Annotated in this window: 17 protein-coding genes; 5 read left to right on the forward strand and 12 right to left on the reverse strand. The window is 67.0% G+C overall.

Annotation, left to right across the window (positions count from 1 at the left end; translation table 11 throughout):
- Window positions 1-1201: RNA polymerase sigma factor (locus M3G03_RS12490; protein WP_259810448.1), on the forward strand; the 1201-nt coding region annotated here is incomplete at its 5' end.
- 17 nt (window positions 1202-1218) lie between these two features.
- Here M3G03_RS12490 and M3G03_RS12495 read toward each other — a convergent pair.
- On the reverse strand, window positions 1219-1494 hold the full coding sequence (locus tag M3G03_RS12495; protein WP_259810450.1) for a hypothetical protein: 276 nt from the start codon (window positions 1492-1494) through the stop codon (window positions 1219-1221).
- A gap of 40 nt (window positions 1495-1534) precedes the next feature.
- Between M3G03_RS12495 and M3G03_RS12500 the strand changes: the two genes are divergently transcribed.
- Window positions 1535-1690, forward strand: coding sequence for a small integral membrane protein 12 (locus tag M3G03_RS12500; RefSeq protein WP_259810452.1), 156 nt, complete (start codon window positions 1535-1537; stop codon window positions 1688-1690).
- A 16-nt stretch (window positions 1691-1706) separates the two neighbouring features.
- Here M3G03_RS12500 and M3G03_RS12505 read toward each other — a convergent pair whose 3' ends face one another.
- The 4 genes from M3G03_RS12505 to M3G03_RS12520 all read right to left on the reverse strand — a co-directional run bounded on the left by M3G03_RS12505 (window position 1707) and on the right by M3G03_RS12520 (window position 5898).
- Window positions 1707-3134, reverse strand: coding sequence for an MFS transporter (locus M3G03_RS12505; protein ID WP_259810454.1), 1428 nt, complete (start codon window positions 3132-3134; stop codon window positions 1707-1709).
- 457 nt (window positions 3135-3591) lie between these two features.
- Window positions 3592-4596, reverse strand: a complete 1005-nt coding sequence (locus M3G03_RS12510) for an NADP-dependent oxidoreductase (RefSeq protein WP_259810455.1) — start codon at window positions 4594-4596, stop codon at window positions 3592-3594.
- Window positions 4597-4623: 27 nt separating this feature from the next.
- The gene (locus tag M3G03_RS12515) at window positions 4624-5307 is read right to left on the reverse strand and encodes a type 1 glutamine amidotransferase domain-containing protein (protein WP_259810457.1); all 684 of its coding nucleotides are present in this window, start codon (window positions 5305-5307) and stop codon (window positions 4624-4626) included.
- Between the two features lie 162 nt (window positions 5308-5469).
- A complete protein-coding gene (locus M3G03_RS12520) occupies window positions 5470-5898 on the reverse strand; it encodes an organic hydroperoxide resistance protein (RefSeq protein ID WP_259810459.1) in 429 nt (142 codons plus the stop codon).
- A 112-nt stretch (window positions 5899-6010) separates the two neighbouring features.
- Between M3G03_RS12520 and M3G03_RS12525 the strand changes: the two genes are divergently transcribed.
- Together M3G03_RS12525 and M3G03_RS12530 are read left to right on the forward strand one after the other, a co-directional pair.
- Complete coding sequence (locus M3G03_RS12525; protein WP_259810460.1) at window positions 6011-6442, forward strand: MarR family winged helix-turn-helix transcriptional regulator; 432 nt, start codon at window positions 6011-6013, stop codon at window positions 6440-6442.
- 27 nt (window positions 6443-6469) lie between these two features.
- A complete protein-coding gene (locus tag M3G03_RS12530; protein WP_259810461.1) occupies window positions 6470-6889 on the forward strand; it encodes a hypothetical protein in 420 nt (139 codons plus the stop codon).
- Window positions 6890-6898: 9 nt separating this feature from the next.
- Here the strand turns inward: M3G03_RS12530 and M3G03_RS12535 are convergent, their stop codons facing one another.
- The 6 genes from M3G03_RS12535 to M3G03_RS12560 all read right to left on the reverse strand — a co-directional run bounded on the left by M3G03_RS12535 (window position 6899) and on the right by M3G03_RS12560 (window position 11515).
- A complete protein-coding gene (locus M3G03_RS12535; RefSeq protein WP_259810463.1) occupies window positions 6899-8029 on the reverse strand; it encodes an FAD-binding oxidoreductase in 1131 nt (376 codons plus the stop codon).
- A gap of 121 nt (window positions 8030-8150) precedes the next feature.
- Window positions 8151-8315, reverse strand: a complete 165-nt coding sequence (locus tag M3G03_RS12540; RefSeq protein WP_259810465.1) for a hypothetical protein — start codon at window positions 8313-8315, stop codon at window positions 8151-8153.
- A gap of 19 nt (window positions 8316-8334) precedes the next feature.
- On the reverse strand, window positions 8335-8643 hold the full coding sequence (locus M3G03_RS12545; RefSeq protein WP_259810466.1) for a hypothetical protein: 309 nt from the start codon (window positions 8641-8643) through the stop codon (window positions 8335-8337).
- Window positions 8644-8865: 222 nt separating this feature from the next.
- Window positions 8866-9606 carry a hypothetical protein gene (locus M3G03_RS12550; RefSeq protein ID WP_259810467.1) on the reverse strand — a complete coding sequence of 247 codons (741 nt, stop codon included), beginning with the start codon at window positions 9604-9606 and terminating at the stop codon, window positions 8866-8868.
- Window positions 9596-9940 (reverse strand): hypothetical protein, encoded by a 345-nt coding sequence (locus tag M3G03_RS12555; protein WP_259810468.1) that lies wholly within the window; start codon window positions 9938-9940, stop codon window positions 9596-9598. The genes M3G03_RS12550 and M3G03_RS12555 overlap by 11 nt, the downstream gene beginning before the upstream one ends.
- Window positions 9941-10288: 348 nt before the next feature.
- A complete protein-coding gene (locus tag M3G03_RS12560) occupies window positions 10289-11515 on the reverse strand; it encodes a hypothetical protein (RefSeq protein WP_259810469.1) in 1227 nt (408 codons plus the stop codon).
- Between the two features lie 274 nt (window positions 11516-11789).
- On the opposite strand from M3G03_RS12560, the gene M3G03_RS12565 reads away from it, so the two are divergent.
- On the forward strand, window positions 11790-12149 hold the full coding sequence (locus M3G03_RS12565) for a hypothetical protein (protein WP_259810470.1): 360 nt from the start codon (window positions 11790-11792) through the stop codon (window positions 12147-12149).
- A 23-nt stretch (window positions 12150-12172) separates the two neighbouring features.
- Here the strand turns inward: M3G03_RS12565 and M3G03_RS12570 are convergent.
- Window positions 12173-12504: integrase core domain-containing protein (locus M3G03_RS12570; protein ID WP_259810472.1), on the reverse strand; the 332-nt coding region annotated here is incomplete at its 5' end.

The following is a 12504-nucleotide window of genomic DNA, read 5'->3' on the forward strand; positions in this document are numbered from 1 at the left end:
CATCGTGCGGACCCTGGATCCCGGCATGGTCACCCCCGCCCTGGAGGGCGCAGCGTCCTACCGCGACAAGCACGAGCTGGTGCTACGCCGGCGAGCAGAGCTGCCCAACGCGATGTGGCAATCCGATCACACCATGCTCGACATCCTGCTGCGCGTGGCCCAACGACGACTCATCGACATGATCCGCGCCGAGTCCTCACGCACGGCCCGCGAGGAGGCGTATCAGCGACGCGAGGTGACCGCGCCGGACGCGGCATCTGACCACGATGACAGCCTGCACCTGCTGTTCCTGTGCTGTCATGAGAACCTCACGGCGTCCTCGGCCGTTGCCCTCACCTTGAGGGCCGTCGGCGGCCTGACCACCGACGAGATCGGCCGGACGTTCCTCGTGCCGACGAGCACCATCGCCCAACGCATTTGCAGGGCCAAGGCCACGACCGCATCCAGCAGCAACGGCTTCTCGGACACCGGCGACCGGGACGAGCGCCTGACCCGGGTCCCCACCGTGCTGTATCTCATCTCCAACGAGGGCTATAGCGCCAGCGGTGGCAACAGCATGGACCGACCGGATCTGGCGGTCGAGGCCGTGAGGCTCACTCGGATGCTGCACGCCCGGCTGCCGGAGAACGCGGAGGTCATGGGACTGCTGGCTCTGCAACTGCTGCACCATGGCCGGCGGGAGGCGCGGGAGCGCCATGGCGAGCCCGTGCCCCTCAGCGAGCGAGATCGAACGCTCTGGAATCGCAATCTGATTGCCGAGGGCGTCGCTCTCATCCAACAGGCGCTGCCTCCGGGCCCGCTCGACCGCTATCAGGTCATGGCCGCCAACTCGGCACTCCACAACGAGGCGCCTGACGACGAGCACACCGACTGGCCGCAGATTCTCGCCTTGTACGAGCTGGCACAAGTACTCGACCCGAGCCCCATGGTGGCTGTGAGTCGCGCTGTCGCAGCAGGCCGTGTCTTTGGCCCCAGGCTGGACTTGACGCACTCAATGAGATCGCCGATGACAAGCGGCTGCGGCAACCATCGCGTGCTCGTCGTCCAGGGGCACCTGCTGGCCGAACTGGGTGATCAGGTGGCAGCAGGAGAGGCCTTCGCGTACGCCGCTCGTCTCACCCGGTCCATTCCCGAGCGTCGGTACCTCGAGCGCCGCGCTCGTGAGGTGGCCGCGAACTGCGAGGCGGCACAGGACGCGTGACCCGCGCGGGGCGCAGGTCAGTCACCCAACGTCAGGATGCCGCGCGCCGAGGCGACGCAGACCTCGTCGAGCCAGTCGGGCACCTCCTGACCCACAAAAGGACGCACCAGCCCGTAGGGCGACATGCGCGTGGCGACCATGAGCAGCCGGTAGCCCTCGTCGGAGTCGCGGCCGAAGCGGGCGGGCACCAGGGTGCGCATCGCGGTGTCGACGTCGTCGTTGATGACGATGACCTGCTCACGCAACGGCTCGGGGGCCGACTCGACCAGGCGGGGTTGCCGGAAGAGCGTCATCGCCAGGGCGTCTACAGGATGATCGCGGCAGTAGCGCGGGATGACGATGCGCCAGCAGAGCAACCCGATCCTCCAGGTCCACGGTTGGCATCGCTGGTTCATGCTGGCGCACTACCTGCCCTGGGTCCTGTGGCCGATCGGGCTGTGGGTTGCGATCGTGGGCTACGCGCGGCGCTGGTTCGTGCGGGACGTCTGACAGGGGCCATCAGACCTCAGGCGGCGCGTCGAGATGCCCTCAGGTCCACCAGCCCGACCATCAGGGCGGCTGCCATCATGACCATCACCGCAGCCAGCCCTCCGGCCAGCGCCACGCCCCATCCGTGGCCGGCCACCAGACCCAGCGCGAACGAGCTGATGGTGGCGATGCCCATGGCGGTGCCGATGCGTTGCCCGGTCTGGATGACTCCCCCGGCGCTGCCCGCGTAGTGCAGCGGCACCTCGGACAGGCTGAGGGTCTGGTTCGGGGACACGATCAGGCCCTGCCCGGTACCGGCCAGGCCCATCGTCAGCAGCATCCACCACACGCTGAGCCCATGGGGCTGCAGCAGCGCCACTCCGATCGTCAGCAGCAGCCCGAGCATGGCCACCAGCAGGCCCACCACCACAAGATTGCGTCCGAACCTGTGCACGTGGCGTCCTGCCAGCGGCGCCATGACCGCACCAGCCAGCGCGGCCGGCAGACCCACCAGGCCAGCATCCAGGGCGCTGCGGCCCAGACCCTGCTGGAAGTAGAGCGCCACCAGCAGCCACACGCTGCTGTAGCCGAGGAAGTAGAGCGAGATCAGCAGCGTGCCGAGCCCGAAGGAACGCGTGCGGAACAGGGCGATGTCGACCATGGGCTGGCGCCCACGACGCCGGTAGGCCAGCTCCCACCAGACCCAGCCGGCCAGCACGAGGACTCCGACACCGGACAGCACTCCTGCCCGGAACCACCCCAGGATCGGCAGTTCCATGAAGGGCACCATCAGCAACACGGTGGCGCCGGCCAGCATCACCACCCCGAGCGGGTCGAAGTCGGCGCGTGCGCGCGCGCGGTCGACAGGGCGCCAGGCCGAGGCGGGAAGCATGATCCGCGCGGCGATGATGCCGACCACGGCGATGGGCACATTGATCAGGAAGGACCAGCGCCAGCCCAGGTCGGGCCCCAGCAGCGAGACCAGCATCCCACCCAGAACCGGGCCGATGGCCACCGAGATTCCGATGACCCCACCGAAGGCGCCGAAGGCTCGGCCACGCAGCGGGCCCTGGAAGTAGGTCTGCAGGATGCCGGAGACCTGCGGGTTGAGCACACCGGAACCCATACCCATCAGGACGCGGGCGAGGTTCAGCAGCACGATGTTGGAGGCCAGGCCGGACAGCAGGGCCCCCAGCCCAAACAGGGCCAGCCCGGCAACGAAGAGGTGGCCTCGCCCCCACAGGTCACCGGCGCGCCCGGCGGGCACCAGCAGCACGCCGAAGACGAGCGCGTAGCCGCTGACGACCCACTGCAGGCCCGAGGTGCTGGTGTGCAGGGAGGACTCGATGGCAGGCAGGGTCACGTTGATGATCGAGACCGACAACAGCGACAGGAAGGCCGGCACGAGCACCGTCGCCAGGATTCGGCGTTGCTCGGGGGTGTAGCCGGCGGGTGTGCTGGTCATGTGGTCCTTCTCGGTGGGAGTGCGCCTGCAGTCAACCACGAACGGCCTTCAGGTGGCGGGTATTCCCCGCGCCGAGGTCTTCGGCGCAGCCGCCGGTGTTTACGGGGACGGCCTGGGCAATCTCAGCGGGTGCGTGCCGAATTCCTCCACTGAAATGCCGAGAATCGGCGCCGGCGCGGGGGAAATGGCAGATTCGATGGAGGATCTGGACAATTCGGCGCTCATCCCAACCGCTGAGGGCTCACGAGCCTGGAAGAAGCTGCGTCAGCTCATACAGGCCCGCGTCGGGCTGGGGCGCCCCGGTGACTCGCTGCCCACCTCGGGTTGTCGGTGGGTTACGTGCCGCACATGCCGCCGACCGTGCCACCTACCTGCGCCGGCTCGACCTCGGCCGTCAGCTCCATCCCGACGTCGCCGACGTGGATGCCACCGCGGCCGAGGACAGCCGACGCCGTGCTCAGAGGTTCACGATCATCTTGCCGGTGTTGGCACCATCCAGCAGATCGATGAAGGCCTGTGGGGCGGCGTCGAGACCGTCACGGGCGGTCTCGTCCCAGTGGATGGAGCCGTCGGCGATCCAACGGCCCATGTCCCGCTCGAAGTCCGCTCTCGCCTGCTCGGCGTACTTGGCGATCACGAACCCGCGCAGCGTGAGCCGCTTGCCGATGGCCAGCGCCAGGTTGTGCGGGGCGGTGGCCGGCTCGGTGGAGTTGTACTGGCTGATGGCCCCGCACATCGCCACCCGGCCATCGGTGCGCAGGTTGGCGATCGCGGCCTCCAAGTGGTCGCCGCCGACGTTGTCGAAGTACACGTCGATGCCCTCCGGGGCGGCCTTCGCGAGCTGCTCGGTCACATCGCCGTCGCGGTAGTTGAAGGCGGCGTCAAAGCCGAGCTCCTCCAGGCGGGCGATCTTCTCGGGGGTGCCAGCCGAGCCGATCACTCGGGAGGCGCCCTTGAGCTTGGCAATCTGTCCGACGGTCGAGCCGACAGCTCCCGCCGCGCCGGAGACGAAGACCGCATCACCCTCACGCATCTCGGCGGCCAGCAGCAACCCCGCATAGGCGGTCAGGCCGGGCATGCCCAGTACGCCCAGGTAGGCGCTGTCCGGCACGCCCCGGGCTGCCAGCGGTCGCACCGCATCACCGGCCAGGATGGCGTGTTCCCGCCACCCCAGGCCGTGGGTCACCTTGGTACCCACGGGAAGCTGTTCCACACGTGACTCGATCACCGTGGCGACGGCACCGCCGTCCAGCGGCTGGTCGATCTGGAAGGGGGGAACGTAGGACTCGACGTCGTTCATGCGGCCGCGCATGTACGGGTCCACCGACATGATGGTGTTGCGGACCAGGACCTGACCGTCGTCGAGGTCGGGCAGCTCAACCTCGACGGTGCGGAAGTTGTCAAGGGTGGGCTTCCCGTCGGGGCGGGAGGCGAGGTGGATCTCGCGAGTGTGTGTGGTCATCCCTGTACTCCTGTGGGTGGGTGGTGGTCAGTGGGTCAGCAGGTCGAGGAGACGGCGGGCGGCATCAGCCGACGAGGCCGGATTCTGCCCGGTGACCAGCATGCCGTCCGTGACGACGTAGCTGTCACCGTCGGGGCCCTTGCTGTAGCGGGCACCCGCTTGCTTGATGGAGTCCTCGACCAGGAACGGCACGATGTCGGTCAACCCGGCGGCCTCCTCCTCGCCATTGGTGAAGCCAGTCACCGAACGGTCGGTGATGAACGACGTCCCGTCCTGCTTCTTGATGGCATGCAGCACGCCGGGGGCATGGCAGACCAGGCCCAGCGGCCTGTCGGCGGCGTCGCTGTCGAGGATGATCTGCTGCGAGGTGGGATCGTCCACGAGATCCCACAGCGGGCCGTGGCCTCCCGGGTAGAAGACCGCGTCGAACTGGGTCACGTCAACCTCCGACAGAGGGGTGCTGGTCGCCAGGGCAGCCTTGGCCGCGTCGTCGGCCTCGAATCGACGGGTGGAGTCGGTCTGCATCTGCGGCAGCGTGCTGGTCGGGTCGACCGGTGGTCGTCCGCCCTTAGGCGAGGCCAGGGTGATGTCGTGTCCGGCATCGCGGAACACGTAGTAGGGAGCGGCCAACTCCTCAAGCCAAAAACCGGTCCTACGGTCGGTATCACCAAGTTGGTCGTGGGATGTGAGGATCATCAGGATGCGGGACATGGCATCTTCCTATCGATGTCTCGTGGACTGCCTGCATGGTCAAGGGTGGTTGTGCCCCGGGGGGGGCGAGAGTTCACCGCTCAGGATCCACGGGGTCGGAACCGCGGACCGGGCGCTTGTTGACGAACTCGTCGACGCCGAAGTCGGTCTCGTTGGGGAGGCTCAGTCGTTGACGACGACGACGGCGACGCGGATGTTGCCGCGGGTGGCGTTCGAGTACGGGCACACCTGGTGGGCCTGGTTGGCGAGCTGCTGCGCCTCGTCGTGGGGCAGGTTGGGGATGACCACCTCAAGGGTGACGGCCAGGCCGAACCCTTCACCGGCCTTGCCGATGCTCACCTGGGCACCCACCGACGAATCGCCGAGATCCTTGTGTGCCTGGCGGGCCACCATCTGCAGGGCGGAGTGGAAGCAGGCGGCGTAGCCGGCGGCGAACAACTGTTCGGGGTTGGCGCCCTCACCGCTGCCACCCATCTCCTGCGGGATGGCCAGGTCGAACGAGAGCCGGCCGTCGGAGGTTTGGACGTGGCCGTTGCGGCCTGCGCCGGTGGCGAGGGCCTCGGTGGTGTAGACGGGCTCGATCTCGATCATGGTGCCTCCTGGGTGGCGTGTGTGCGAGGCCTGTGCCTCGCGGTGACAGAGTCAACATAGCGCACAAGTGAATTGCACACAATCAGATTGTGTCTGAGGTAGGCTTAGGGGTGTGAGTGACCAGATCCCCGACCTCGATCACCAGCTCTGCTTCTCCCTGTACAGGGCCAGCAGGGCGGTGACACGCGCCTACCGGCCACTGCTCGAGGACATCGGCCTCACCTATCCCCAATACCTCGTCATGCTCGTCCTGTGGCACGCCGACAAGCCCGTCGGCGTCAACGACATCGGAGCGCGGCTGCACCTCGACAGCGGCACCCTGACCCCCCTGTTGCGACGGCTGGAGCAGGCTGGTCTGGTCACCCGATCGTGGAGCGACAACGACGAACGACGCCGCCTGATCAGCCTGACCCAGGAGGGGAGTTCGCTGCGGCGCAGGGCATCCGGAGTTCCCGCGCAGATGCTCGCGCTCTACCCGGGCCCACCAGAAAAGCTCGTCCAGGTCAAGGCATTCCTGGACGACCTGTCCACCCAACTCGAGTGACAATCACCATCCAGGAGGACAAATCCCATGCCCACCACACCCCGTTCCCAAGAGCTCGCACGAATCGGGCTCGGAGCGTTCATGGTCTACGCCGGCGTCTCCCACCTGAGCTTCAGGCGTCAGGAGTTCCAAGCACAGGTGCCCGACTGGTTCCCCGGTGACAAGGATCCGGTGGTCATCGGCTCCGGTGTCGCCGAAGTGCTTGTCGGCAGCGCGATGCTGGCGCTACCGCGTCACCGCATGCTGACCGGTGTTGCCCTGGCTGGGTTCTATGCCGCGGTCTTCCCCGGAAACATCGACCAGTATGCGGCGCGTCGAGACGGTTTTGGCCTCGACACCGATGGCAAGCGACTCGCGCGGTTGTTCGGCCAGCCCGCCCTGATCGCCGCGGCGCTGTGGTCGGCCGGCCTGCCCCGACGGCCGACACGATCCCGACCGCCGTCATGAAGACCGGGGCTAGCCCTGGGCCTCGCCGAGGCGAGCTTCGGGCGTGAGTTCGGCGGAGAGACCGCCGCCGGTCGCAGCCCGGGCAAGAGCGCAACCCAGCGCAGGTGCCTGCTTGAACAAATTGTGACCGGCCACAAAAAAGACAGAGCCTGCCTCCCACACGGCCACGCCGTCCTCACTCCACGGGAGGTCGGTCACCCAGCAGTGAAGGAAGTCGCGCGGCTCTGGGTGAAGACCGGGCAGCGCCCGTGTCACGTATTCGCGTGCGCGTTGGTCCAGCGAGCGAATCGCCGCAGGGTCGATGAAAGTTCCGTCGTCGCGGACCCCGACGGTGTCGCTGAGTCCGACCGAATAGCTGCTGTTGCCCGGTAGCGGCGTCGCGTAGACGCCGACTTCGCCGAACACACCGCTGCTGTCCTGCAGGCACGCGACTCGTGCCGGGGCGGCGGCTTTCACGTCGAAGGTCAGCCGGACGTGTGCGGCAAGGCGAACCGGCAGCGACAGGCCGACGCTGCGTGCCAGGCGGGCAGTTTCACGGCCAGCGCACACGACCACCTTGGAGTAGATGGCCTGGTCGATGACGCTGCGCACCTCGACCGTCCCGTCGGCGCGGGGCTCGATGGAGATGACCTCCCCGGTGGTGACCGCATCTGCGAGGGCGCCCGTGAGTGCCGTGATCGCGGCGCGGGTGCGGATCGCGCCGCCCGACTCGTCGAGCACCGCTGGACCCGAGTACCCAGCGAGCAGCGGCATTCGCTGGGCGATCTCGGCCGCGTCGATCTCGTGCGCTTCCACGCCGCCGACCTGCTCGAGCACCCGCAGCCGCGCCAGGGCGCTGTCTCCGATCGCCAGGACACCGTCTGATGAGACCAGCTCGACGTCGAAGCGTTCGGCCCACTCATTCCATACGCCGCGGCTTTCGCGCGCGAAAGCGACGAGTCGCGGGTCGTCGTGGGCATGCCGGAAGATTCGCGACTCGCCTGCGGACTGGCCCGTCCCGGGCAGACCAGCCTCGTACAAGCGCACCGGCACGCCCTGCTCCCGCAGCGCGTACGCCGTTGACAGACCGACGATCCCGCCCCCGATCACTGCTACCTCGGGGGAACGCGTCGTGGCAACGCCGTGGTCAGTTCCTGTCATCACGGTTCCCCGATCTGTTGGTGATTGGCGATAGCCCGCATCGTTGTGCGGTGACTTTCCAGACCCTATATTTCCACCGACAACGAGGGGGGTCGTAGGCAAATCAGGCCGATCCCGGGGGCTACGGATCGTTCACGACGCCGCGGAATGATCGGCGCGTAGAAGCACGCAACCGCCTGCCCAGAAGACCGGCAGCGTCGAAACCGACACCGCTGCCAACTGCCAGGACCGCACCCCGAAGAACCACCCCCATCCGGTCCCGCGTGTAGTCGATGTAGATCGTCACGACCTGCCTCCTTCATCCTTCACGCCCGGCTCCGGCTCTTGTGGCCCGGCGTCGGAGCGGTGCCCGGGTGGGGCGGGGCACTGCCCTGACCCCGGGGGTCGAGTGGGTGCTGGGGTGGCAGCGGCTGGACGACCGGCTCGTCGAGCCTCGGTGGCGGGCTGGATGGGGTCGGCAGGGTGCCGTCGTGGCCGTTGGCGGCATCGGCGTCGGCCTCCACCAAGCCCTGCGACGCACCAGCACTGCCCTGTCCCTGTCTGGGGGTGCGGGCGAAATCCTCCGTCGGCGTCTCGGAACTGGACTCGCCCCAGTCGATCGAGTCGTGGCACATCAGGCAACCACCGGAAGATCTGGCACGAATCTGGCACAAGCGAGGCCCTAGCCTGACCGATCTCCGGTCTGACTAGGGCCTTCGAAAGTCGGGGCGACAGGACTCGAACCAAAGGACTTCACCCGCGTTCCCCCAGTTGACTAGGCGTTACCCTTTGGCCTTTGGGGAATCGCCGCGCTCCGTGGGACATACGTGCGACTTGGGTTCAAGTCTCTCACGCCCTCATGGGTGGGCGCGGGGTCTGCTTCTTGCGACCACGGTTGTTGATCCGAGGAAGGCTGGGGCCTGCCAGTCCGGTCGTAAAGTCATGATGCACTGCTGGGCACGCACCCGGTTCTGGGGTGCTGCGAGCGACCATGCTTCGGCCGTTGTGGCCAGGAACTTCACCAAGTGGTTGATGTTGCCCCGCATCGACTTGCTTGGCGCCGGCTCGAAGCCAGCCGGGCCAGCACATGCCAAGAGCGTGACCGCGTCCTGTAGGTGTCTCGACGGGTTCACGCTCGGGACCTGGTGGGCAGCCCCCTTCAGCGACAGAGCGGATGCGAGGTCTGGGAGGCGGATAACGCTCCCGCCGGGAAGCTCGTACCCAATGGTGCGCTTGAGTGCGGATCCAGATCCGGGGACCTTGATCAGTTCTCGTCCGAGGTATCGGGGCGACCAGGACTCCCGGTCAGGAACCATCAGGTCGACAGTCTCGCCGTCTCGCAGAAAGCGATGGAACGGGGCGGCCGCATCGACCGACTCGTGGGGCGTGAAGCCGAGCCCCACCAACGCAGCGGCGTGCGTGGCATAGGTGGAGGTCTGCAACTCCACGACGATGTCGGCATCATCAGTGGGCCGCACATGCGTGATCCCGGCCAGATGCGCGTGGCAGTGCACCATCAACCCGCCAACCAGAACCCAAGCGGCGGGATCCAGCGTCGTCGCGAGCTCCGCCAGCAGAGCGAAGGGGTCAGAGCGCACGGGCGGCCTCCTCCAGTGCCCGTGCGGCTGCTGCCGATTCGCGGGAATCGCCCAGCACATAGGTGTCGACCATCTGGCGGGCCCAGCGGTCGTCACGCACCCGTTCCACGACGACCAGATCCCCATCAGGATCCGCGAGCACTGGCTGTGTCACCTCAAAGCGGCCCAGGTCGTCCACCTGCGCAAACCGCATCCACGACTCCCCCGCCACCATCCCCAGGGACGACGCGGCAACCACGCTCGGACCGATCGGTTGAACGACCACCTCGCCGAGGCCGCGGTACCGCGCCCACGTGCCGATCCAGGCCGATGACGCCATTTGCTGTGCGCTCATTTCCCGCAGCGCCGCCCGGAGCCTGGAGCGTTCGGACGACGCAATGGAATCCGCTGAGCCACCTGACAGCAGGTCAAGGGCGGCCTGTCGGATCCGTGACGACCACTTGCGGCCCCGGCAGGTGGTCCGCAGCCACGCCTGCAAAGCCAGATCATCCGTCGTCGATTGACGGCCAATCACCCGAGCCAGACCAAGACTGCCGTCAGCCAGGGCCCGTTGCACTGTACGCGGACTCACGCCCGCTATCCGGGCAGCCTCAGCGACGGTCACTTCCATACACATAACGTCGCATGAGCGACATATTGTGTCAAGAAAGAGTCATGCCGTCCTGAGGTCACTGCGGCCAGATCACCTCGCCAGCCCGGCCGCATCGAACTCCTGCTGCAGCCGCGGACGACGGCGATGAACCTCGCGCAACTCACGAACGACGGCATCGAAATCATCGCCTTGGCCAGCGGCGACGGCGAACGCCCTGGCCCGAACCAGGAGACTCGCCGCGACACGGTAGTGCCGCACACCCGTCTCACGGAGCTCATCGTCAGCCAGCCGAACCAGGACAGGCACAGCCTCTTCGGGGTGGGAAGGGCCCCTCGCTTCAGCCAGCTCGCCCCACAGGCCAGCGCCCACCAGGTCCGCGTGCTCGTGGGCCACCTGCCACGCGGAATCCACATCGGCCAGCTGACGCAACAGGAAGGCCACGGCCTCCCATGGGCGTCCCTTGAGACGCCCAACCACCTGCTGCTGCAGTCCTGGCCATCTGTCGCCCGCGGCTGCGTGCACCTGCGCCGCGGTGCTCTGGTTCGGCCATCGCTCAAACAGCTCCAGGCTGGAGGCCAACACCTCGCCGGGGCGGTGCTCTGCCAGCAAGTCCCGCCACAATCTGCCTGCCCGGAGCGCCTGGTGTTCGGGCGGCATCAAGGCCGCCCGCCGGGCCCAGTCAATGGCCCGCTCCACGTCTGCGATCTCAACGAATGCCTCAGCCGTCTCCAGCGCCCAGGCCGAAACCGACCCGTCCCTGGCGTGAGTGGCGATGATCGCCTCCACATCACGATCCAACACGGCGAGCCGGCGCGCATTGTGCTCCAGCACGAAACGTTCATGCGAGTAGCCGTCGCGAGCCTGCGCACACCCAGCCAGGTCGGACTGTCGTCGGGCCAGTTCCGCGCGGTAACGCGCGATGCCCGCTTCCCCCAGCACCGGGGCGTAGGCCACCGGATCCAAGGTGAAGAAGTCGCACTCCTCGTCGAACTGGAACTTCATCATCCATGCCACCAGCCGTGCCACCGACACCTTCGCCGCCGTGGCCGTCACCGGATGCAGCGCAATCAGACGCTGACAGGCGTCCCCGATGATCCCGGCCGAATCATCGGCACGCATGATGATCCGAAGCGACGACATCAACGCCCGCTGACACACGTCATGGACCACCGAAGCATCCTCGACTCCCACCGCCCCCTCAAGGATGTCAACCGCCTCGTGCATCTGGGAGCCGTGCTCATTGGCGGCCCGATACCGATGCAGGTCGCCACTCGAGCGGATCAAGGGCAAGACCTCGTCGGCCAGGTCGCTTCGCATGCAGACCATCCTGCCATCGACGACATTCATGGCACGCCCCTGGCAATTCGCCCTGCATCACCTGTCGAGGAGGCGCTGCCATGACCAACGCAGACAACACACCCCACTGGCCGCCCCGCGCCCGGATCACATGTCCTTGACCGCCATCCACAGGCACCATGAGGTCCGAGGCCACCGGTATCCTCGAACAAAGACGAAACCCCGGCGATGTGGCAAGCCAGTGATCGTTCCGGGGTCTTCATTTACGACTCTACCACCCTCGCGAATCGAGCACGTGACAACGGCCGCCCTGGCCATGACCGCCATGGTCGAGATCCCTCTGCGCAACGCCCTCGATCATCACCTTACCTGCTGGGCTCACAGGCGAGGCTCCCATAGTTGGTTCGACCTGGCACCCCTCGATACACAAGGTCGCCGAGACCTGGCCAAGGCCACTCACCGAGCAGGCGCCGGACGCCGCCAACCAACCCATGGCCGCATCGTGGCCGAGCTCTCCTTCGGCTTCTGGCGATTCCTGCTCAGCCGACGCTATCTGACCACTCTGTGGATCCCGGCCCTCCAGCACGCCTTCCCCAACACCGACCTGGACGCCAACAGTCTCCAACGGTCCATTGAGAACGACGTCCAGCAGTGAATCGCCCCGGTGAGTCCGGAGACTCAGTGGTGTGATAGTTCCAGCTCCTCGATGGGCTGGATGTGGCCAGCATAGTGGGCCTGTTCCAACTCGACGGGCGCGATGTCGCCGCAGTATTCGTAGATGCGTCGGTGGTTGAACCAGTCGACCCATTCCGCGGTGGCGAGCTCGACCTGGTCAACGCCCTTCCACGGCGCCCGGGGCTTGATCAGCTCGGTCTTGAACAGCCCGTTGATCGTCTCCGCGAGCGCGTTGTCGTAGCTCGAGCCGACGGATCCGACCGAGGCAGCGATGCCGGCCTCGTCGAGGCGCTCTGACAAGGCAATCGAGGTGTATTGACCGGGTTCAACCGGTG

Source organism: Aestuariimicrobium sp. p3-SID1156, assembly GCF_025144225.1.
Classification (GTDB): Bacteria; Actinomycetota; Actinomycetes; order Propionibacteriales; family Propionibacteriaceae; genus Aestuariimicrobium.

Coding starts and splice junctions, on each gene's coding strand:
- M3G03_RS12520 (WP_259810459.1), bottom strand. CDS start 5,898: ATGATCGAGATCGAGCCCGTCTACACCACCGAGGCCCTCGCCACCGGC.
- M3G03_RS12535 (WP_259810463.1), bottom strand. CDS start 8,029: ATGACAGGAACTGACCACGGCGTTGCCACGACGCGTTCCCCCGAGGTA.
- M3G03_RS12530 (WP_259810461.1), top strand. CDS start 6,470: ATGCCCACCACACCCCGTTCCCAAGAGCTCGCACGAATCGGGCTCGGA.
- M3G03_RS12555 (WP_259810468.1), bottom strand. CDS start 9,940: ATGAGCGCACAGCAAATGGCGTCATCGGCCTGGATCGGCACGTGGGCG.
- M3G03_RS12495 (WP_259810450.1), bottom strand. CDS start 1,494: ATGACGCTCTTCCGGCAACCCCGCCTGGTCGAGTCGGCCCCCGAGCCG.
- M3G03_RS12515 (WP_259810457.1), bottom strand. CDS start 5,307: ATGTCCCGCATCCTGATGATCCTCACATCCCACGACCAACTTGGTGAT.
- M3G03_RS12545 (WP_259810466.1), bottom strand. CDS start 8,643: ATGTGCCACGACTCGATCGACTGGGGCGAGTCCAGTTCCGAGACGCCG.
- M3G03_RS12510 (WP_259810455.1), bottom strand. CDS start 4,596: ATGACCACACACACTCGCGAGATCCACCTCGCCTCCCGCCCCGACGGG.
- M3G03_RS12560 (WP_259810469.1), bottom strand. CDS start 11,515: ATGCGAAGCGACCTGGCCGACGAGGTCTTGCCCTTGATCCGCTCGAGT.
- M3G03_RS12505 (WP_259810454.1), bottom strand. CDS start 3,134: ATGACCAGCACACCCGCCGGCTACACCCCCGAGCAACGCCGAATCCTG.
- M3G03_RS12500 (WP_259810452.1), top strand. CDS start 1,535: ATGACGATGCGCCAGCAGAGCAACCCGATCCTCCAGGTCCACGGTTGG.